The following is a 19912-nucleotide window of genomic DNA, read 5'->3' on the forward strand; positions in this document are numbered from 1 at the left end:
TTGAGGGTGCAGTTATCCCTTAAATTGATCCGGATGCCCTGCGAGCGGGTCGTTCGGTCTGCTGGCTAATTACAACAAGGAGAACGCCATGCTGATTGATGTCCACGCCCACTTGCTGACTGAGGGCATGCTGAACCGTCACGAGTTCTGGGGGCCATTCATGAAAGTGCAGGGGCTGACCGTGGGGCATTTTTCCCTCGGCACCAAGCAACCGGTCAAAGCCGCGACGGATGCCGAAGCGCAGGCCAATATCCTCGCGCGCATGAGCCACGCCAGCCGTCGCCAGCTGATGGCCGAGCGGGGTGTCGACAAACTGGTGATGTCCACGCCGTCTCATTGCTTTATGTATTGGGCGGGAGATTTCGCTAACGAATACGCGCGCATCTGCAATGACGAGTTGTCGGCATTTTGTCGGGCTGATCCCGACCACTTCGATTTCTGGTGCCACGCCAACCTCGCGGATCCGCTGAATGCGGCCAAGGAAATTGAACGCGCAGTGACTCAGTTGGGCGCCAAGGGTGTGTGCGTCGGCGGGGCCAACTTCAATGGCCTGGAGGCTCACGACGAACGCCTGTTCCCCGTCTGGGAAAAACTCACCCAGCTGGATGTACCGATCATGGTGCATGGCTTCAATCAGTCGATTTACTGGGGCGAAAAACACACGGACGACAAGTTTGAAACCACCTCCATCGTCGGTGACTGCGTCGATGAAACACTGTTCTTCTGGTACCTGATCTGCGGTGGCGCGCTGGATGTTTTCCCGACCTTGAAAACCTACATCACCCATGCCGGTGGCATGGCGGTTTTCCAGTTGGGGCGCCTGAGCGAACTGAACCGGGCCATGGCACCGGACTCGCGCAATCAGCGTCCGTTGATGGATTACCTGCAGAACTTTTACTTCGACCTTGACGTTCATGCGCCGGGCTTGCGTCGTGGCGTTGCCGAGGTGGTGGGGGCGGAGCGCCTGTTGTACGGCACTAACTTTGGCGGGGCCTACGACCATGGCGATCTGACCGAAGGCATCGGCTTGTCCGCTGAAGACCGCGAGCGGATTCGCAGCGGTAACGCGATCGAACTGCTCAAGCTGAAGGTGCCGGCCAACGCTGGTCGGGTGCTGACGCCGTGACGGATAGCTCGCTGGGGCGGCCCTACCCGCAGCGCAGCGGACGGTTGCCACGGCACCTGAGCGAAATTACCGCAGCCTGGCTAACTCAGCTATTGCAGCCGCGTTATCCGGGCGTCGAGGTGCTGGCGTTAACGGCAGTGGAAGTTCGAAACGGTCACACCACCAAATTCCGCGTCAGGCTTGAGTTGAATGAGGTCGGTCAGCACGCGGGTATTCCTGCGCACGTGTGCCTGAAGTCGAATTGGTCCGAGGGTTTCGAGAGCGGCGATATCTGTGAGCTGGAAGCGCGCTTTTATCATTTGGCGCACGGCTGGTCCGATGCGCCACTGCCAGACACCTATCTCACCGACTGGGACGCCGATGGCGGCGGTCGAGGCGTGGTGATGATGGAAGACCTTGGTCTGGCCGCCGGGAAATTTGGCCATAGCACCGATCACCTGGGCGTGGATGGCGTCGCTCGGGGGCTGGAGTCACTGGCGACGTTGCATGCTGCCACCTGGAACAGTCCGCAGCTACGGGGCCAGGGCTGGCTGCCGGTGTCGATGGCCAACCCGGTGGACTGCGACGGCCTGCTGCGTATGTACAACTACATCAAGGTCAATCTGCGCAAACCGGAGTACCAACGCCTGTTGCCGAAATGGATGTATGAGACACCGGAGTTGTTCAGCCATGCGTTTGATGAATTGGCAGCTTTCGAGCGCGAACAGTCGTCACCCAGCTGCCTGATCCATGGTGATTCGCATCAGGGCAACAGTTTTTTACGCAGCGACGGCCAACGTATCTGGCTGGATTGGCAACTGTCGAGGCGTGGCCGGCCATGGCGCGATATCGCCTATTTTATGCTGGGGGCCTTAACCGTCGAGGAACGGCGCGCCGATGCGCAACGCCTGCTGCGGGTGTACCGCGAAAAACTGATCAGCCTCGGTGCCGAAGGCGTGCTTGACCAGGACGCTGCCTGGGAACAGTTTCGCCGTTGGCCGGTTTGGGGGATGCAGACCTGGATGTCGAATATGGATGACTGGGGGCAGGACGGTTTGCCGATGGTGGAACGTTTCTTCGCCGCTGCAGAAGATTTTGATACCGTGCGTTTGCTCACACATGGGCGTAAGCCTCGCCGTACGCCGACACTGGGGCAGGGCGCGCGTCCGTTAACGCAGGCCTATCAACATCTACTGGAGGATTGAGAATGGTCGGGCAGGAAGAGTTGCGCTTGCAGGGTGCGGATAACTTTCGCAGCCTCAAAGGTATTCCCACCGGTTGTGGTCGTCGTATCGGCGACCATTACCTGTTACGGGCAGAACAGCTGGATCGACTGACCGCTGAAGACTGGCAGACCTTGCGGCGGATCGGCCTGACAACCGTCTGCGATTTACGCAGCGCCGCAGAGCGTGAGCGTTACCCGAGCGGCGTACCCGATTCGGCTATCGCGCAACTCCACCTGGAGGTGCTTGGTGATGTTCGTGCCGACCCACGGATTGCCGCCATGCTCGCTGATAATCCAGAGACTCAGGGCGCGCGAAACATGATGTTGGAGGTCTACCGGCAACTTCCGCACCTGTTGGCGCCGTTGTTGCCAGCGCTGTTCGAGCTGTTCTCTACCCGCAATGCATCGGTGCTCATTCATTGCACGGCGGGTAAGGACCGCACCGGGGTCGCGGTGATGTTGCTGCTGCACGCACTGGGCGTCGCACCGGAGCACATCATGGCCGACTATGTGCTCTCGGCACGTCGCTTCAGTCAGCTGGAGGTGGCGCGTCAGCAGGCCATGAGCACCACGGTGAGCCACCTGGTCGGCCAAGCGGTCAGCGAGGCGGCCATTGATGCAGTGCTGGATGCCCGTCCCGAGTACTTGAATGCTGCGTATGCAGTGATCGACGCCGAGTACGGTGGACTGGATCTTTACCTGCAGCGCTTCAGTGGTTTGAGCCAGAAAGGCTTGCAGACATTGCGCGATACCTTGCTGGTCGCCTAGGTCACGACTTCGGTCACTACCCGCGCGGGTTTCCATTGCGCCAATCCAATTCCCAGTAAAATCAATCCGCCTCCGACCGCGTGGTACAGGTGCAATGTTTCCCCCAGCAACACAATCGCCAACACCGCGGTAAATAACGGGACCAGGTTCATCAGCACGGCGGTTTTTTCTGGCCCCAGGGTTTGCAAGCCACGCATCCACAAGCCGGGCGCCAGCGCTGAGGCAAACAGACCCGCGAACAACACCAGCGGGACATTTGCGGTTGTCAGGGCTATCGAAGGGGCCAGCACAAAGGGCGGCACCAACAGCAGGGTGCCGCAGATTATTTGCACGTAAAGGCTTTCCCAGGTCGGCAGGGGAATCTGCCAGCGCTTGACCAGCACGCAGTACAACGCGTACGACAGCGAGGCCAGCAACATCATCAATTCCCCTTGGCCAACCCCGTGTGCCCAGAGCGAGGGCAGGTCGCCTGCGGCCAGCAACCACGTCAGCCCGGCAAACGACACCAGAGCACCGACCAATAACGTCGCGGTCGGTTGGGTATTGAGCAGGGGAAAGGCGAGCAGCACGGTGAGCAGGGGCATGGTCGCCAGGATCAGGCCCATGGAAGTGGCGCTGACAGTGTGCGCGGCGAAATAGGCCAGCGACTGGTACAGCGACATGCCGAGCAAGCCCAGCAGCCACAACTTGGGCAGGTGCGGCCGAATCTGCTGCCGCAACCGCCAGACCTTGGGCAACATCACCGGTGACAACACCAGCAACGCGACCAGCCAGCGGTAAAAGGAAATGGCTGCGGGGTCAATCACCCCAACCGAAAGGCGATTGACCACGGTACTGGCGGCCCAGATCAGCGTGGCAAGAACAGGGAACAGCAAGTTCATCACGGGGGCGCCAACGTTGAGGGTGCGCACTACGCACCGGAGAGTTTGTCGATATGTTTTGGTGTTATTCGCTGGCAGCGTTACGTGCCGCAATCGTCGCGGCAAAATCGCGTTTGAGGGTTGGAAAGTAGGCAATCTGCCCACCCATGCCGCCGGCAATGTCAATCGAGGCGGCGCTGATGAAGCTGGCATATTCACTGGCCAGGAACAGCGCCATACCGGCAACGTCTTCAGGTTTGCCATAACGCCCGAGCGGTACCACCTTCATCACCATGGCGTCGAACTCCTCGCGACTGACGCCAGGTCCCATTTCCTTGTAGTGACGATCCCATTGACCGGTATCGATCCAACCCATGTTCAGGCTGTTGACCAGGATATTGTCTTTGGGCAGTGACATGCCCAATGAGCGGGAGAGGGCGATGCACGATGCGCGATTGATTACTGAGGGAATTCCGTCGGGCGTCGGAATCACCCCGGCCAAGGCGTTGATTTCGATGATCCGTCCCCAGCGCTGTTCACGCATGAACGGCACCACCGCCTGCACGAATCGGAAATGCCCCATCTGCAGAATGTTGGCATGTTCGAGGATGACTTCCGGAGTGAGGGTGTCGAGGTTGCCGCCACGGCCTTGACCGGCGTTGTTCACCAACACATCGACCCCGCCCCACGCGTGTGCAACTTCAGCAACAAACGCCTTGACCCCCTCACTGTCCGTCACGTCGACAGCCCGGGCAATCACCGCCTGGGCGTGTTCCGCAAGTTGCGCGCCGACTTCCCGGACGTCTGACGCACTACGGGCGCATATCGCTACCCGCGCCCCTTCAGCTGCGAATGCCCGGGCGATGGCCAGACCAATGCCCCGCGAAGCGCCCGTGATGATCACGCGTTTGGCACTCAAATCAATATTCATGGTGGCTCCTCTTGTTTTTCTTCTGGCGGTTCACTGCCGTTTTACCCGCGCAACGCCAGGCGTTCTGTGGGATGGCAGGGGCTATTGAAAGCCCAAAGCACAAAAGCGTCAAAGTTTATTTGAACGTTTATCTGTTTTGTGTGCAGTATTTACCGGCGAAACGCCTTTGCTGGAACGATTCTTCACCTTGAAGGGTGTGAAATTCTATATGGAGAATGCAAATCTTTATGTGGAATTTTATTTTGTGATCCGTTACGGTGACTTTCAACTGAGGAGGAAAGTGGGTCTGGATGCGTGCCAGACCTCTTCAGCGGACTGTCCAGGCGAGACATTCAACGATATTGTGGGGTAGCGCATATCGCTGGAGCGACCGTTTGAACGCACATAGCGACTGAAAATAACAATAAAAGGTAGTGTGTATGAATCATAAGACCAAGCAGAGTCGGCTGGTACTGGCTCAAGGTGCGCTTACGCTGATGATGGTTGGCGGCTCTCAAGGCGTCATGGCGCTCTCTTTCGATCTGCCGAACCCTGATTATCGCCTGCGTTGGGACAACACGGTCCGCTACAACCTGGGCATGCGGACTGACAGTCAGGACAGTCGCATCATGAACACGCCGAACTTCGACGAGTCCGACGGCAAGTTCGATAAAGGCGACATTGTTACAAATCGTCTCGATGTGTTGAGCGAACTCGACTTTTCCTACCTCAACGAGTGGGGTGGACGCCTCAGTGGTGCCGGCTGGTTTGACCAGGCCTATAACGATCACGATGTGAAAAGTAACGTTCCCGGCTACGCCACCAGCTATCACAACAATCGTTACAGCGACGAAGTGAAGCGCTACATGAACGGCCCGTCGGGAGAGATTCTCGATGCCTTTGTCTGGCGCAACTTCAACATCGGCGACACACCGGTCAACGTGAAAGTCGGTCGTCACACCAACTATTGGGGTGAAAGCCTGTTGTTCGGCGCTCACGCCGTGTCCTACTCCCAGGCCCCCAGCGATGGCGTGAAAGCCTCGACCAGCCCGGGTATCGAAACCAAGGAAGTGTTTCTGCCGGTGGGGCAGATCTCGGCCAAGGCCCAGGTCACTGATCACCTTTCGGTTGCCGGTCAATACTTCTACGAATGGGAGCCCACGCGCATTCCTTATGGGGGTACCTATTTCGGCGCGGCCGACCCTTTGTTCGAAGGTCCGGACCAACTGCCGGTAGCGCCTAACGGAGCGACGTTGCAGCGTCAGGATTCGCGCTTCGGTCGCGATGGCAAAAACTGGGGCGTGATGGCCAAACTCAACGTTGAAGAAGTCGAATCGACGTTCGGCGCCTACTATCGCCAGTTCGACGACTACCAGCCTTGGCTGGCCCCACAGGTCAAGGCAGCGCTGGGTTCGTACCGGGTTGTTTACCCGCGTGGCGTGAAGCTGGCAGGCGTCAGTTTTGCTCGGGTTTTCAACACGGTTGCGGTCGGCTCTGAACTGTCCTACCGCATGAACGGTGCCTTGAATGCCACTGGCGTCAGCGCGCTGGACGACGAAGGCCCGCGCGGCGACACCATTCACTTTATTGCCAACGCCGTTTACGGCGTGCCGCGTAACTTCATTTCGAACAACGCGACCCTAGTGGGTGAGTTCGCCTACAGCCACCTGGATCGCGTGACTGAACACGAAGAGCTCTATAAAGGTGTCGGAAAAGCCGCTTGTACCAATGCCAGAACGCCAGGTATCGCCGGGTCCGGCAGCGAGTCGGATGGCTGCTCCTCGAAAGATTATTATGCGGTCGCGGTCAACTACACTCCGCAATACATCTCGATCTTCCCCTCCTGGGACATGGATGTACCTCTCACCGTCAACTACGGCCTGCATGGCAACGCACCAACAGCCGGTGGCGGCAGCGAAGGCGCGCTGGCTTACTCCGTCGGCGTCAAACTCACTTATGCCCAGCTGTATGAGTTCGGCCTGCGTTATGCCGACACAGCGGCCCAACCGAAGAACCTGGCCAATGGCACCGTCGCCGGTAACGGCAACGTAGGCGGTGAAGACCGCGGCTGGCTGGCTTTTACCTTCAAGACCTCCTTCTGATAAATCAAACAAGAATCGGAGAACGTGTTCATGAAACGTCCACTTGCATTAACTGCCGTCCTGATGAGTTTTGCGACCTGTAGCCTCACAGCCGCCGCTGCTGGCGACGCCTCGGACCTGGGTAAGAGCCTGACGCAGTTCGGAGCGATTCAGGCCGGTAACGCCGATGGCACGATCCCCGCTTACGAGGGCGGCCTTACCACCGCTCCGGCGGGTTTCAAGCCCGACAGCGGGTTTTGGGTTGATCCGTTCAAAGATGAAAAGCCACTGTTTCGCATTGACGCCAAAAACGTCGACAAGTATGCGGACAAGCTCAGTGAGGGGCAGAAAACCCTGATCAAGAAATACCCGACTTACTACATCGACATTTACCCAAGCCATCGCACGACTGCCTATCCCAAAGCGGTACTCGATGCCACCGTGCGAAACGCCAGCAGCTGCGCGATCCAGAAAGATGGCCTGGCCGTTGATCCATCTTGCCGTGGCGGCCTGCCGTTCCCGATTCCGAAGACCGGCAATGAAGTGATGTGGAACCAGCAGGTGCGCTACAAAATCGGCACCGGCTACTCGACCACGACTTCGTCCAACAGCTGGGTAGTCGACGCCAACGGCTCGATCACCAAGACCGCTGAACAGGCGACATTCGAAGAAACCCCGTACTACCAGGTGACTCAGGCGGATCGCGATCCACTGATGTACGCACGAGTGTTCTCGCGCAACGACTATCCGGCGCGGCGCTCCGGTGAAGTGGTGGTGCTCACTGACTTCCTCGATCCATTGGCGAAGGCCCGTCGTTCGTTCAGTTATTCCCCAGGCCAGCGCCGGGTAAAACTCGCACCGGAATTTGCCTTTGATACACCCGTTGCCAGCCAGGGTGGCGTGACGCTGTTCGACGAACTGCAAATGTTTTCCGGGAGCCAGGACCGCTTTGACTACAAGCTGGTCGGTCGCAAGGAAATGTACATCCCGTACAACGCCTACAAATTCTACTTCGGCGTCGGCAAGCAGGAAGACCAGTTCATGCCGCACCACGCCAACCCGGCGAACGAGCGTTGGGAGCTGCATCGGGTGTGGGTCGTGGAAGCCACGTTGAAGCCGGGTATGCGCCACGTCTACAGCAAACGCACCTACTACCTGGATGAAGATACTTTCGGCGTCGGCCTGTATGACGCCTGGGACAAGAGCGGCGCGTTGTATCGCTCGATCTTCCTCAGCGGCGTCCAGCTCTACGACAAAAACATTCCCTATAACGTGAAAAACGTCGTGTATGACTTCAACAAAGGCATGTACGCGTTGCTCAACGATGGTTTGAAGGGCGGCTACAAGTTCATCGACAAACCACTCTCCGAGCGTGACATGAATCCTGAAGCCATTGTGGCTCGGGTCACCCAGCGCTGATGTGATTTCGCCTGTCCTGCCTGCCGGTTTGCGCATCAAGCCGGGCAGGCAGAACAGGTGTGTTTGCCACGCGGGATGGTTAAGGAATAAAAATAATGACTAGCCCTTGCCCTGCTTCTTTTCTTCTCTGCACTTCGCGTCTGCTCCTGGCAGTCGCGTTTGCGGTCGGCGCGAGCTCATTGCTGACGACGCCTGCCTACAGCGCCGTCGCGTTGTCGGCCGATTCGCTCGACGTGCCGGCGCAGCGGATCGATGAACACCTGCCCGCACCCTTGCTGTCGGTCGCCACAGCGGGCGACGCGATGATTGGCGTCGGCCTGCACGGGTTGATCCAGCGCTCCATCGATGAGGGCCGCACCTGGCAACAGGTCGATAGCCCGGTGTCCAGCGATCTTGTGCAAGTGCGGTTTCGCGACGAGCGTCATGGCTGGATCGTCGGTCACGATGCGGTGGTCATGCACACCACCGATGGCGGTCAAAGCTGGCAAGTGCAGCTCGACGGGCGCCGCTTGTTGACCTTGCTCAACGCTTACTACGGCCCACGGGCCGAACAAGGTGATGAAGCCGCAGCCCAGATGCTTAAGGAAGTGGCTATGGCCGCCAGTACCTCGGCGACGCCGGACGTGTTGGCCGCACCCTTTCTCGATGTGATGTTCGATGAGCACGGCAACGGATTTGCCGTGGGTGCCTTCGGCATGTTGTTGCACAGCACGGATGACGGCCAGAACTGGCAGCCGTGGACCGAGCGCAGTGATAACGATCGGCGCATGCACCTGTATGGACTGGCGGAACAAGCGGGCACTTTTTACATCGGCGGGGAGCAGGGTTTGCTGCTGCGTCTGGATGGTCCGCAACAACGTTTCGTGAAAATCGATACGCCCTACACCGGCACTTACTTCGGCGTCCGCGCCTTCGACGGTCTGCTGCTGGCGTACGGGCTGCGCGGCAACCTGTTTGCCAGCCGTGATGACGGCCAGCAATGGCAGCCTGTGGCAACCAATCTCAATAGCAGCCTGGTCAGCATTGTCGAGCAGGGTGATGCCTTGATCGTCGTGAGCCAGGGTGGGCAACTGGTCAGCGTTGACCGGCAGAGTTTGCAGGTCACCCCGCTGGCAGATGCGCGGGTAGGCGAGGTGTATGCAGCCAGTGCCACCAAACAGGCTGGGAGCCTGCTTGTCACGCGCTTCAGCGGCGCCAAGGTCATCGATATCGCCCAGGCCAACTAAAGCCCCCGGCACGATTCCCCTACGAGAAAGAAAAAATGGTCGAGCAAAAATTCAACAGCGGGATGCCAGTGATTGCCAACCTGGAGGACTTTGACAAAAACTCCGGTGGCTGGTTTGAACGGGTCATATTCCGTCATCGCATGGTGGTCGTCGTTGCCTGCTTGCTCGCCACTGTGGTGCTGGGCTTCTTCGCTACACGGCTGCAAGTCAATGCCAGCTTCGAAAAAATGATTCCCAGCTCCAGCCCTTACATCAAGAATTACCTGGCGTATAAAAACCAGTTGCCAGGCCTGGGCAACAGCATTCGCGTCGTGGTGGAAAACAAATCCGGTGATATCTACGACGCCGACTATCTGCTGGCGCTGCAAAAGGTCAACGACACCCTGTACCTGATTCCAGGCATCGACCGCTCCTGGATGAAATCGCTGTGGATGCCCATCGTTCGCTGGAAAGAAGTGACGGAGGAGGGCATTGATGGCGGTGCGGTCATGCCATCGGATTACGACGGCAGTGACAAATCGATCACGGCCTTGCGCCGCAACATTATGCGTTCCGGGATCATTGGCAACCTGGTGGCGAACGACGGCCGGTCGAGCATGATTGTCGCGCCGCTGCTCGATACCAATCCGCAGACCGGACAACCCCTGGATTACGGTGATTTTTCCAAGCAACTGGAAGCGCAGATTCGCTCGCTGGAAAGTGACAAAGTGGGCATCCACATTGTGGGTTTCAGCAAGCTGGTGGGCGACCTGATCGACGGCCTGTATTCGGTCATGCTGTTCTTTGGCGCATCGGTACTGATCGCCGGGTTGTTCGTCTATTTCTATACACGCTGCCTGCGCAGTACCTTGCTGCTGGTCAGCGTGGCAGTGGCGGGGGTGGTGTGGTTGCTGGGTTTGATGCAACTCCTCGGCTACGAACTGGACCCTTACTCCATCCTGGTGCCGTTCCTGATTTTTGCCATCGGGATCTCCCACGGCACGCAAAAAATGAACGGCATTCTTCAGGACATTGGCCGTGGCACCCATAAATACATTGCTGCGCGCTATACCTTCCGCCGCTTGTTTCTCACTGGCTTGACTGCGCTCCTGACCAATATCGTTGGTTTTGCCGTGCTGGTGATCATTGATATTCCGGTGATTCGCGACCTGGCACTGACCACCAGCATTGGTGTCGCCGTGCTGATTTTCACCAAGTTGCTGCTGATTCCGGTGGCGTTGTCGTACCTGGGCGTCAGTAAGAAAGCCGCGCGTATCGCCATCGCCAAAGATCAGGCCGGCGCAGAAAACCGCGGTTTTCTCGGGCGTCTGTGGAGCGGCCTGGATCGCTTCACCGAACGGCCGATGGCCACGGCGGTGATTGCCGTATCGCTGGTGGTGACGCTGATTGGCAGCGTGGTGATGATGCACCTCAAGGTCGGTGATCTGGATCCCGGTGCACCGGAGTTGCGTGCGGATTCGCGCTATAACCGCGATAACGCCTACATCACCAGCCACTACGGACTTTCCAGTGACCAGTTCGTGGTCATCATGAAGACCAACGAAGACAGCTGCCGTCTGTACCAGTCGCTGCAAAGCATGGACAAACTGGCCTGGCGCCTGCGCCAGACGCCTGGTGTACAAACCACCCAGTCGCTGGCCGAAACCGTGCGCATGATCAGCTCCGGCATGGCTGAAGGCAGCCCGAAATGGTTGAGCATCAGCCGCGACCAGGCGATCACCAACTCGGCGGTGGATGCCGCGATGATTTCTGCACCGGGCATCACCAACCAGCAGTGCTCGGTCACTCCATTGATCGCCTACCTGGCTGATCACAAAGCCGACACACTGAGCCGGGTGTTGAAAGTTTCTGAAGAGTTCGCCAAGGAAAACAACACACCCGCTGGCGCCGAGCAGCCTGTGGAATTCCTCCTGGCTGCGGGTAATGCCGGGATCGAGGCCGCCACTAACATTGAGGTAGAGAAGGGCATCATCACCATGTACCTGGCCGTGTATGGCGCTACGGCCTTGCTCTGCCTGCTGACCTTCCGCAGTTGGCGCGCAACCCTGGTGGCGCTGATTCCTTTGCTGATGACTACGATCATCTGCAAGGCGCTGATGGTCTGGTTGGGGATCGGCCTGAAAGTAGCCACCTTGCCGGTAATCGCCGTGGGTGTCGGTGTCGGCGTGGACTACGCGCTGTATCTGCTCAGTGTGCAACTGGCGGTGCAGGAACGCGGTGGAAGCCTGGCGGTTGCGTATCGCCGCTCGCTGGATTTCACCGGTCGGGTCGTGGCGCTCGTTGGCCTGACCATGGCCGCCGGGGTGATTACCTGGGCCTGGTCGCCGATCAAGTTCCAGGCGGACATGGGCATTCTGCTGACCTTCATGTTCCTGTGGAACATGCTCGGTGCGCTGGTGCTGATCCCGGCCCTCTCGCATTACCTGCTCAACCCGAAAGGCAACTCCAAGGCCGGCGTGACCCTCGATCTGGAGGACGCGCGCGCCCAACAGGAACCGCGCAAACCCGCGGCCAGCGCACCTGCACCCCAATTGACCGAGCTCGCCTTACCCCGGCGTGTCCGCTGACTAATAGCCGGGCACAGACCTGGCTGGCAACTGCAAGGAGAGAACAATGTTCGAGTTATTGATGAGTGCCGACATGATGGTTCCGGACCCGGACGGCATGACGGAAATGTTGGTCGACAAGCTCGGCATCTACAAACACGAACGCTGGCGCCAGGCGTTCGATAATCACCCGTATATTGCGCATTTCCTGCGGGTACACAAATCCCTCGCGGTGTCGCCTACGCGCATCGAACCGCAGTGGCACCTGGATCGGCCGAACCCCGGTGATCCGTTGTTCCATGACTTTCTGGAAAGCCTGAAGGATTTCCAGGGGCATCATCGGCCGATGATCACGCACTCCATCGTGCTGGCCCTGCACGGGGACAAGTTCGACGCGCTGGTAGACAAACTGATGCGTCGTCGCTTGCCTTTCCGCATGGCGCAGCGCACCCCGGAAATGCCCTTCGACCGCTTATGGCTGGGTGCCACTCCCGAGCAACCGTATTACCAGCCCACGGTGGATGGCGGTTTGTGCATTGAGATCATGCCGACCGAGCCTTTGCAGATGCCGCCGGAAACGTATCAGTTGCCACCGATGCAGCCGCGTGATCTCAAGCCCGGCGACATGGTCCGCGTCACCGCCCGTGGCTTCCTGGTACGCGACCTCGATGAAACCCTGCGTAAGGTCTCGACCAACCTCGATTGGGAACCGAGCGGGCCGGTCGAGAGCATCGGCAGCGAAGGTTACCGCCGTGCGCGTATGGGTTTCACCGTGCCGAACAGTGCCACCCTCGATGTCCTCGAGGCGACCTACTGGAACACCGACGCCGGCCACTACGTCAATAACTGGGGGCCGGGTCCGTACTACATCCGCATCGGTGTCAACGATCTGGCTGCCAAGGCCGAGGATCTGCGGTCACGCGGCACGCGGTTCCAGTGGATCGAATCCTCCGAGGCCGTCGGCGGCCGTGCGTTGATCAAGATAGACCCACAAGAACTCAATGGCCAGGTCTTCGAGTTCGAGGAGTGCCCTGTATGAGCACAGCGCAAGAACCGCAGTCTCCCGTTTTGATCAACGATGCGGTGCGCCTTGAGCGTGATGCCATGGTGGGTTGGGTGGTACTGACCCGGCCCCGGCAGATCAACGCCATCAACGACGATATTCGTCAGGGCGTGCCGCAAGCACTGGCGCTGTTGCAGCAAGACCCGGACATTCGCGTGATCGTGATTCGCGGGGAAGGTGAGCGAGGCTTTTGTGCGGGTGCTGATATCAAGGAGCGTCGTGGCCCGGAATCGAGCCTGCAAGTGCGGCAGCGCATGGAACAGGTGCGCTGGATCGAAGCGCTGGATGGCATCAGCAAACCGGTGATCGCTGCCATTCATGGTTATTGCATGGGCGGTGGGTTGGAACTGGTGCTGGCGTGTGACATCCGCTTCGCCGCGCCCGATGCCGTGTTCGCCCTGCCGGAAACCGGCCTGGGGCTGATTCCCGGCGGCGGCGGTACGCAACGACTGTCCCGAGTGGTGGCGCCGGGTCAGGCATTGGACATGTTGCTCACCGGTGACCGGGTGGGCGCCGAACAAGCGCAGCGCATTGGTCTGGTCAGCCGCCTGGCCAGCGACAACGCCAGCCTGCTGGACGAAGTACGGGCCTTTGCTCAGCGCATCGCCGTCAAACCACCCACCGCGTCGGCGTTTGTCAAACAGGCAGCACGGGCGGCGCTGGACATGGACCTCAAACGTGGCCTGGACCTGGAGCTTGATCTGTTCGCCTTGCTGGCCCCGACCAAGGATGCCCGCGAGGCGGCCCAGGCGTTCAGTGAACGGCGCGAACCGCGATTTACCGGCGAGTAAAGCGCCACTCAAAACAATAAGGAACAGAGCATGAGCACAGGAAAACTGGCAGGACGAGTGGCCATTATTACCGGCTCCGGTGGCGGCCTGGGCGCTGAGTGCGCACGGGTGCTGGCGTCGCATGGTGCAAGTATTGCGGTGGTCGATATCAATTTCGAGGGGGCCACAGCTGTGGCCCAGTCACTCCTCGCCGAGGGGCATCAAGCCTTGGCGATCGCCACCGACGTCTCCTCGGAAGACGCCGTGCGCGCGATGGTTGCTCAGGTTAAACAGCATTTCGGCCGTATCGACATTCTGCACAACAACGCGGCGATCCTGAACGCCGAGCAACGTCAGCTAGACCGCGATTTCGTCAACCTCGACATGCAGGCCTGGGACCGCGCCATCGCCGTCAACCTGCGTGGCGCGGTGCTGTGCACCAAGCATGTGATTCCGGTCATGCTGGAGAACGGCAAGGGCTCGATTATCTTCGCCACCTCGGGTCTGGGCATGCAGGGCGATATGTCCCTGACCGGCTACGCCACCTCCAAGGCGGGGCTGATGATGCTGCCGCGCATGGTCGCCTCGCAATACGGCAAACAAGGCATTCGCGGCAACGCCGTGCAGATCGGCCTGGCGCCTTCGGAACACGCCATGCCTGAACCCTTGCTCGACATCCTGCGCGACAACCACTGCACTGCCGAGCTGGGCACGCCTCGGCAGATTGCCGATGTGGTGGCGTTCCTGGCCAGTGACGAATCCTCATTTGTCACGGGCACCACGCTGGTCGCTGATGGTGGTTTCAGCAGCCACACCCCCTCCCTGGTGGCGATGCGCGCGCTGTTTGCGCAGATGGGCCGCACCGGCATGTAACCCTTGCCCGGCGCATCCCGTGCGGTGCGCCGCGGCTGATCTTTGCCGCCATAGCCGCCGCGCGCCGCTGTGGTTGAACTCGACTTGGAATTAATTGATGAACCAGAACCAAAATGCGAGCACTACGGATTTTGATGTGATCATCGTCGGCGGTGGCACCAATGGCCTTTCGGCTGGCTGCTACCTGGGCCTGGAAGGCAAGAAGGTGCTGGTTCTGGAGGCATTGGACAAGGTCGGCGGGATGGCCTCCTCGGGTTACCTGATACCCGAAGCGCCGCAGCATCTGGTTCATCCCTGTGCCCTGGACATGATGTCGATGCGCGTGCATTCCCATGTGCCAGCGGAGCTGGGACTTGATCGACACGGTTTCAAATCGATAGAGCTTGCGCCGGGGTATGTGTACTTGCATCCGGATGGCCAATCTCTGATCTTCTGGCGCGATCGCGAGAAAACCGCCGCCGAGATCCGCCGGTTCAGCAGCAAGGATGCCGAGGCGTTTCTGCAGTTCATGAAAGTCATCGACATGTTCCTCGATATCGCGCTGCCGATGATGCGTGTCGACCCGGCCAAAACAAACCTCGGCGTGAAGCTGAAAATGCTTGGCACCGCCATCAAACACAAAGCGCTGAAACCCGAGCTGATGGCGCTGATGACAGGCTCCGCGTTGCAGGCGGCACGTGAGCGCTTCGAGCATCCGGTGACCATTTCCGCGATGTGTGCACTCACTGGGCTGGCAGGGGATATCAGCGCCGATGGCGGTGGCATCTATTACGCCTTGCTCGGTTTCCTTCATCGTTTTGGCGTGGGCCGGGTATTGGGTGGCATGCAGCAGTTGAGCAATGCCATGCAGACTCGACTGGAAGAGCTGGGCGGGCAAGTGCTGGTGTCGGCCAGCGTCAGTGAAATCGTTGCCAGGGACGGTCTGATCAAAGGCGTGAAACTGGCTGATGGTCGTCAGTTCACCGCACGTGCGGTCATTGCCGGCTGCCACCCCAAGCCGGCGTTGGACATGGTTACCCGTGGTGAAATCCCTCAACACCTGCTGACCCGTATCGCCATGGCACCTGCTAACGGCAGAGGGTCGGGACCATTGAAGGTGGATGTTGCCCTGCGTGGGCAGATTTCTTTGCCGCGTTTTGCTGCCATTCGCGGCGATGGCGTGGATTTGCGTAAAACCGTCATGCTGATCGGCACCGAAGAAGCCGTGCTGGAAAACTTCGCCGCCTGCGCCCGTGGTGAAGTACCGAAGTTGCCCTATATCACCGTGGCCGCACCCAGTGCGGCCGACCCTTCACAAGCGCCAACCGGGCAGGATGTGTTGTACATCTATCCGCCGGTGATGCCGGTGAATCCCAATGAAGGTTGGGACGCGCTGCGTGAGCGGGTGGCCGACCAGGTGCAGGAACAGCTGTATGACTACATCGATGGGATCGAGGGGCAGGTGATTGGCCGACATATCGAGGCTGCTCCGGATTTTACTGCGCGCTTGAACACGGTGAATGGCTGCGTGGTGCATATCGACACCACCTCGATGCGCTCGAGCACCATGCGCCCGGCGTACGGTTTGGGAGGCGATACCTTGCCGGTGGCGGGACTGTATTTAGGGAGTGCCGGCATTCATCCGGGCGGTGGGGTAAACGGCATGGCCGGGCGGTTGGCGGCCAAGCGGGTGAGCAAGTATTTGCGTAAAAAGGCTGACTGAAGCGGGTCGCTGATTCCAAGCCCCTAAGCAACCCCCCCCTGTGGGAACAAGCCTGCTTCCACAGGGAAAGCTCATTGGGCGAGAGTGTGTGAACGGTGCTTAAACGCCGTCGACGTTTTTTTCTGCGCCCAGCGAAATACTCGCCAGCACAAAATCCGCCGAGTACTGACGCCAGGTGGCCATGCCTTGCTCCGAGTCCGTATCCAGCCCGGCAAGTGCCGACATCGAATAGCGGTTGGTGAACCAGCCAGTAGTCACCAGCGAAGCGCTGGCCAACAACAGGCGCGGGTTGATGTCTGCGCGAAAATCACCACTGGCCGCACCCCGCAACAAAATCGCGTCGAGCTTGGCGATCAGCTTCGGTGCCATTTCCAGAAAATGGTTGCGAGGTGTTTCGTGGGTGTCATGGTAGCGAATGCCTTCCAGCGCCAGGCTGCCGAGGAAGGGGTCCAGACGGTACTGGTCAAAAAAATGGTTGAGCACGGCGCGCATCGCCACTGGCGGTGAAAGCTCTTCGACATTGAGGTTGACCAGCTCGGACATGATGTTGTCCGAAGACTCATCCAGTACCGCTACAAACAGGCCTTCCTTGGAGTTGTAGTAGTGGTAGACCAGCTGTTTGGTAACGCCGGCTTCCCGGGCAATTTCTTCCACGCGCGCACCGGCCAGGCCTTTTCTGGCGAACTCCACGCGCGCTGCCGCGAGCAGGCGATTCATCGTATTGCGTTTGCCCTGTTCGCCACCTTCTCCTGCCTTTACCGCCACCTCGTCCTCCTCATGCCAGTTTTGGCCAGGTTATTCACACCTTGAAGCATTTCCCCGGGGGCCTTCGTTTGACCCCAAGTCAAACGAAGCGGACTACCGGCGCAGACACAACCACATACCATGGGTCGGCAGCCGGACAATCTTGGTGTGCAAGAAGAATAAAAACAAGACAGGAGCTCCTGATGAGCAACGAAAGCGCAGCACTGGACCTGGCAACCGCATACTCCGCTGTGTCGGAAATGTATCGGGGCACCGACCTGGATATTCACGCGGTGTGCCGCGAGCAACGGCTGAAATCGCCCATCTATGAAGGCGACTTCATCACCCAGTTTGGCGTGCCGACGAATGCCGGCACCCAGCAGGGCACTCGCCCGACCTTCGCCTTGTTCAAATACCAGGATGTAATGACTGTCCTGCGCGATGGTGCGACCTATACCAGCGGTTTTATTGCCGAAGGTCTTGGCGCGTTTTTCGATGGTTTGATCATTCTTGCCATGGACGGTGACGAGCACCGTAAGGTGCGCGCCTTGCTGCAACCGGCCTTTATGCCGGAGACCGTGAACAAGTGGCGCCCGCAGATCGATCAAGTGATTCGCGAGGAGTACATCCAGCCGATGTTGCCGGCAAAGAAGGCCGACTTGATGAAGTTCGGCCTCGAGCTGCCGATTCGCGTCATGTACGCTTTGATGGGCTTCCCCTCGGATGAGCCCTCCAAGTACAAGCAATACGCCGCGTGGGCCTTGGCCATTGTCGGCGGCAACCAGATTGACCCGAGCAAAATGGTTGAAGCGCGACGTCAGGCCGGCATCGCTGTCAAAGGTCTGTACGACGCGCTTGCCGAGGTGGTGGTGCAACGTCGTGCCGAGGGCAGCCAGGGCGATGATGTGGTCGGGCGTTTGCTGCGCGCGGAGTACGAAGGGCGCACGCTGGATGACCACGAGGTGATCACCTTCACTCGCTCGCTTTTGCCAGCCGCGGGCGAAACCACCACGCGCATGTTTGGCTCGGTAATGACTTTGCTCTTGACCACGCCCGGCTTGCTGGAACGCGTCAAGGCCGACCGCTCATTGATCGGCAAGCTGATGGACGAAACCACGCGCTTTGAACCCGTGGCCACTTTCAAGGTGCGCGAAACCGCCCGGGAAGTGGAATTTCACGGCGTGAAAATCCCCAAGGGTTCGTTCGTCCAGTGCATGGTGGTGTCCGCCAACCGCGACGAAGATGCGTTTGAAAACCCTGAGGTATTCGACATTGATCGCAAGCCAAAACCCTCCTTTGGTTTTGGCTTCGGCCCGCACATGTGTATCGGTCAGTTCGTCGCCAAAGTGGAAATCAGCTGCGCTGTCAACGCCATCCTCGACCTCTTTCCCAACTTGCGACTCGACCCGAGCCAACCCGTCCCGCAGATCGGCGGAGCGCAATTGCGAGGCGTGTCCACGCTCCCGGTGATCTGGGACTGAATCACGCTGTAATCCCGTTTCCCTGCCTCAACAAAAACAACAGAGGGCATCATGAGAACGTTTAAAACCATTCCAGAACGCGGTGATTTCGGCTTTCAACAACTGGTTGGGCCGCACAAGGTCACCGGCGCTTCGATGTCAGCCGAACGCGGCTTCTTCGGCCTGCACCTGAGCAAAAGTTCGCCGTTCGGTTCTGTGCGCGATGAGCAAGGCAACATTTACTCATTCGTACGGTCGCTGATGGCGCCCAATGGCACCCCCAACCCAACCAAGTTCTTCTACCTGAACAATCACGTCGATAACGTCAACCTGCGCATGGACCACGAAAAAATGGCCCGCCAGGCGCTGACACCACTGCCGGTACACAGCCTGGAAGGCGATGTCGCACGTTGGGCCAGCCACCCGGGCGAACCCGGCAACTCTTGGGAGATCACCGCCAGCAGCGAACGCCTGACCTGGAAGGAAGAAGGCCTGTTTCACCTCGAAGGCCGACTGCTTGGCCCAGGTTTGCAGTGGTACCTGCCAGGCGTGGAATGGGGCACCTTTTATGTTTCGCAGTTGTGGGATATCGCCGGTGTCTGCGAGGGGCGTCCGGTGAAAGGCGCCATGGCGCTGGACCAGTTCTACATGGCCGAAGGCGGCGCCATTCACTTCAAGAAAGACTTGGTGGTGAACAACAACAAGCATGTGATCTGGTGGTCCTTCGTCACCGTTTATAAAGATGGCACCTGGGATACCGGCTCTTTCATGGTCGGTCACGACCACTTGGGCTACGCCATTTTCAACAATGAAAAAGGCGAGGTTCGGGTCACCACCGATATCGAAGGAAACACCGAACACAAGGACGGAAGCTACTTCCTCAAATCCGCGAAAATCGTGCTGGAAGGCAAGGAAGAGTGGGAGTTTTTGCCTGATGAGAAGGGCGAGATGATCGACTTCGTCGGTGGCTTCCCGATCACTGCGCAGCAGGAAGGCCGTTGGCGTCGGGTTGGCGATACCCGTGAGCCTTCACACTGGCTGGGCTGGGGTGAATCGGACCGGCGTAATGGCTCGGCCCGCAATGTGCCAGGCAAAGACCTGTAAACAGCTGACCGAAACCTTTACCCCTGTAGGAGCTGCCGAAGGCTGCGATCTTTTGA

16 protein-coding genes are annotated in these 19912 nt (G+C 59.1%); 13 read left to right on the forward strand and 3 right to left on the reverse strand.

Annotated features, from left to right (window positions below; all coding sequences use genetic code 11):
• Positions 1–88 precede the first annotated feature (88 nt).
• From ACRESJ_RS25620 to ACRESJ_RS25630, 3 genes are read left to right on the forward strand one after another with little or no spacing between them, the layout of a single operon-like run.
• Entirely contained in the window at positions 89–1126 is a 1038-nt protein-coding gene (locus ACRESJ_RS25620; RefSeq protein WP_020300820.1) for an amidohydrolase family protein, read from the forward strand.
• Positions 1123–2310: a phosphotransferase gene (locus ACRESJ_RS25625; RefSeq protein ID WP_082643858.1), complete on the forward strand. Its 1188-nt coding sequence runs from the start codon at positions 1123–1125 to the stop codon at positions 2308–2310. The genes ACRESJ_RS25620 and ACRESJ_RS25625 overlap by 4 nt, the downstream gene beginning before the upstream one ends.
• Before the next feature lie 2 nt (positions 2311–2312).
• Entirely contained in the window at positions 2313–3098 is a 786-nt protein-coding gene (locus ACRESJ_RS25630; RefSeq protein WP_020300818.1) for a tyrosine-protein phosphatase, read from the forward strand.
• Here the strand turns inward: ACRESJ_RS25630 and ACRESJ_RS25635 are convergent.
• Together ACRESJ_RS25635 and ACRESJ_RS25640 are read right to left on the reverse strand one after the other, a co-directional pair.
• Complete coding sequence (locus tag ACRESJ_RS25635) at positions 3095–3979, reverse strand: DMT family transporter (RefSeq protein WP_020300817.1); 885 nt, start codon at positions 3977–3979, stop codon at positions 3095–3097. The genes ACRESJ_RS25630 and ACRESJ_RS25635 overlap by 4 nt on opposite strands.
• Before the next feature lie 64 nt (positions 3980–4043).
• Positions 4044–4889 carry an SDR family oxidoreductase gene (locus ACRESJ_RS25640; protein WP_020300816.1) on the reverse strand — a complete coding sequence of 282 codons (846 nt, stop codon included), beginning with the start codon at positions 4887–4889 and terminating at the stop codon, positions 4044–4046.
• 419 nt (positions 4890–5308) lie between these two features.
• Between ACRESJ_RS25640 and ACRESJ_RS25645 the strand changes: the two genes are divergently transcribed.
• The 8 genes from ACRESJ_RS25645 (at position 5309) to ACRESJ_RS25680 (ending at position 16548) form a co-directional block, all read left to right on the forward strand.
• A complete protein-coding gene (locus ACRESJ_RS25645; RefSeq protein ID WP_126588874.1) occupies positions 5309–6970 on the forward strand; it encodes a DUF1302 domain-containing protein in 1662 nt (553 codons plus the stop codon).
• 30 nt (positions 6971–7000) lie between these two features.
• Entirely contained in the window at positions 7001–8368 is a 1368-nt protein-coding gene (locus tag ACRESJ_RS25650; RefSeq protein ID WP_020300814.1) for a DUF1329 domain-containing protein, read from the forward strand.
• A 95-nt stretch (positions 8369–8463) separates the two neighbouring features.
• Positions 8464–9594 carry a WD40/YVTN/BNR-like repeat-containing protein gene (locus ACRESJ_RS25655; protein WP_020300813.1) on the forward strand — a complete coding sequence of 377 codons (1131 nt, stop codon included), beginning with the start codon at positions 8464–8466 and terminating at the stop codon, positions 9592–9594.
• Positions 9595–9629: 35 nt separating this feature from the next.
• Complete coding sequence (locus ACRESJ_RS25660; protein WP_020300812.1) at positions 9630–12161, forward strand: efflux RND transporter permease subunit; 2532 nt, start codon at positions 9630–9632, stop codon at positions 12159–12161.
• A 46-nt stretch (positions 12162–12207) separates the two neighbouring features.
• Positions 12208–13179 (forward strand): hypothetical protein, encoded by a 972-nt coding sequence (locus tag ACRESJ_RS25665; RefSeq protein WP_020300811.1) that lies wholly within the window; start codon positions 12208–12210, stop codon positions 13177–13179.
• Complete coding sequence (locus ACRESJ_RS25670; protein ID WP_057005042.1) at positions 13176–13994, forward strand: enoyl-CoA hydratase/isomerase family protein; 819 nt, start codon at positions 13176–13178, stop codon at positions 13992–13994. The genes ACRESJ_RS25665 and ACRESJ_RS25670 overlap by 4 nt, the downstream gene beginning before the upstream one ends.
• A 30-nt stretch (positions 13995–14024) precedes the next feature.
• Positions 14025–14846 (forward strand): SDR family NAD(P)-dependent oxidoreductase, encoded by an 822-nt coding sequence (locus ACRESJ_RS25675; RefSeq protein WP_032904481.1) that lies wholly within the window; start codon positions 14025–14027, stop codon positions 14844–14846.
• A 97-nt stretch (positions 14847–14943) separates the two neighbouring features.
• Positions 14944–16548 carry a phytoene desaturase family protein gene (locus ACRESJ_RS25680; RefSeq protein WP_020300808.1) on the forward strand — a complete coding sequence of 535 codons (1605 nt, stop codon included), beginning with the start codon at positions 14944–14946 and terminating at the stop codon, positions 16546–16548.
• Positions 16549–16647: 99 nt separating this feature from the next.
• Here the strand turns inward: ACRESJ_RS25680 and ACRESJ_RS25685 are convergent, their stop codons facing one another.
• On the reverse strand, positions 16648–17313 hold the full coding sequence (locus ACRESJ_RS25685) for a TetR/AcrR family transcriptional regulator (protein ID WP_020300807.1): 666 nt from the start codon (positions 17311–17313) through the stop codon (positions 16648–16650).
• Between the two features lie 182 nt (positions 17314–17495).
• On the opposite strand from ACRESJ_RS25685, the gene ACRESJ_RS25690 reads away from it, so the two are divergent.
• Together ACRESJ_RS25690 and ACRESJ_RS25695 are read left to right on the forward strand one after the other, a co-directional pair.
• A complete protein-coding gene (locus tag ACRESJ_RS25690; RefSeq protein WP_020300806.1) occupies positions 17496–18773 on the forward strand; it encodes a cytochrome P450 in 1278 nt (425 codons plus the stop codon).
• 51 nt (positions 18774–18824) lie between these two features.
• Positions 18825–19856, forward strand: a complete 1032-nt coding sequence (locus tag ACRESJ_RS25695) for a hypothetical protein (RefSeq protein WP_020300805.1) — start codon at positions 18825–18827, stop codon at positions 19854–19856.
• Positions 19857–19912: the final 56 nt, after the last annotated feature.

The sequence above is a fragment of the Pseudomonas sp. genome (assembly GCF_050739655.1).
Taxonomy (GTDB): domain Bacteria; phylum Pseudomonadota; class Gammaproteobacteria; order Pseudomonadales; family Pseudomonadaceae; genus Aquipseudomonas.

What these genes read in the sequence shown, in the direction of transcription:
- ACRESJ_RS25695 (WP_020300805.1), top strand. Translation starts at nt 18,825, where the DNA reads ATGAGAACGTTTAAAACCATTCCAGAACGCGGTGATTTCGGCTTTCAA.
- ACRESJ_RS25670 (WP_057005042.1), top strand. Translation starts at nt 13,176, where the DNA reads ATGAGCACAGCGCAAGAACCGCAGTCTCCCGTTTTGATCAACGATGCG.
- ACRESJ_RS25680 (WP_020300808.1), top strand. Translation starts at nt 14,944, where the DNA reads ATGAACCAGAACCAAAATGCGAGCACTACGGATTTTGATGTGATCATC.
- ACRESJ_RS25630 (WP_020300818.1), top strand. Translation starts at nt 2,313, where the DNA reads ATGGTCGGGCAGGAAGAGTTGCGCTTGCAGGGTGCGGATAACTTTCGC.
- ACRESJ_RS25690 (WP_020300806.1), top strand. Translation starts at nt 17,496, where the DNA reads ATGAGCAACGAAAGCGCAGCACTGGACCTGGCAACCGCATACTCCGCT.
- ACRESJ_RS25655 (WP_020300813.1), top strand. Translation starts at nt 8,464, where the DNA reads ATGACTAGCCCTTGCCCTGCTTCTTTTCTTCTCTGCACTTCGCGTCTG.
- ACRESJ_RS25635 (WP_020300817.1), bottom strand. Translation starts at nt 3,979, where the DNA reads ATGAACTTGCTGTTCCCTGTTCTTGCCACGCTGATCTGGGCCGCCAGT.
- ACRESJ_RS25640 (WP_020300816.1), bottom strand. Translation starts at nt 4,889, where the DNA reads ATGAATATTGATTTGAGTGCCAAACGCGTGATCATCACGGGCGCTTCG.
- ACRESJ_RS25665 (WP_020300811.1), top strand. Translation starts at nt 12,208, where the DNA reads ATGTTCGAGTTATTGATGAGTGCCGACATGATGGTTCCGGACCCGGAC.
- ACRESJ_RS25660 (WP_020300812.1), top strand. Translation starts at nt 9,630, where the DNA reads ATGGTCGAGCAAAAATTCAACAGCGGGATGCCAGTGATTGCCAACCTG.
- ACRESJ_RS25620 (WP_020300820.1), top strand. Translation starts at nt 89, where the DNA reads ATGCTGATTGATGTCCACGCCCACTTGCTGACTGAGGGCATGCTGAAC.
- ACRESJ_RS25650 (WP_020300814.1), top strand. Translation starts at nt 7,001, where the DNA reads ATGAAACGTCCACTTGCATTAACTGCCGTCCTGATGAGTTTTGCGACC.
- ACRESJ_RS25675 (WP_032904481.1), top strand. Translation starts at nt 14,025, where the DNA reads ATGAGCACAGGAAAACTGGCAGGACGAGTGGCCATTATTACCGGCTCC.
- ACRESJ_RS25645 (WP_126588874.1), top strand. Translation starts at nt 5,309, where the DNA reads ATGAATCATAAGACCAAGCAGAGTCGGCTGGTACTGGCTCAAGGTGCG.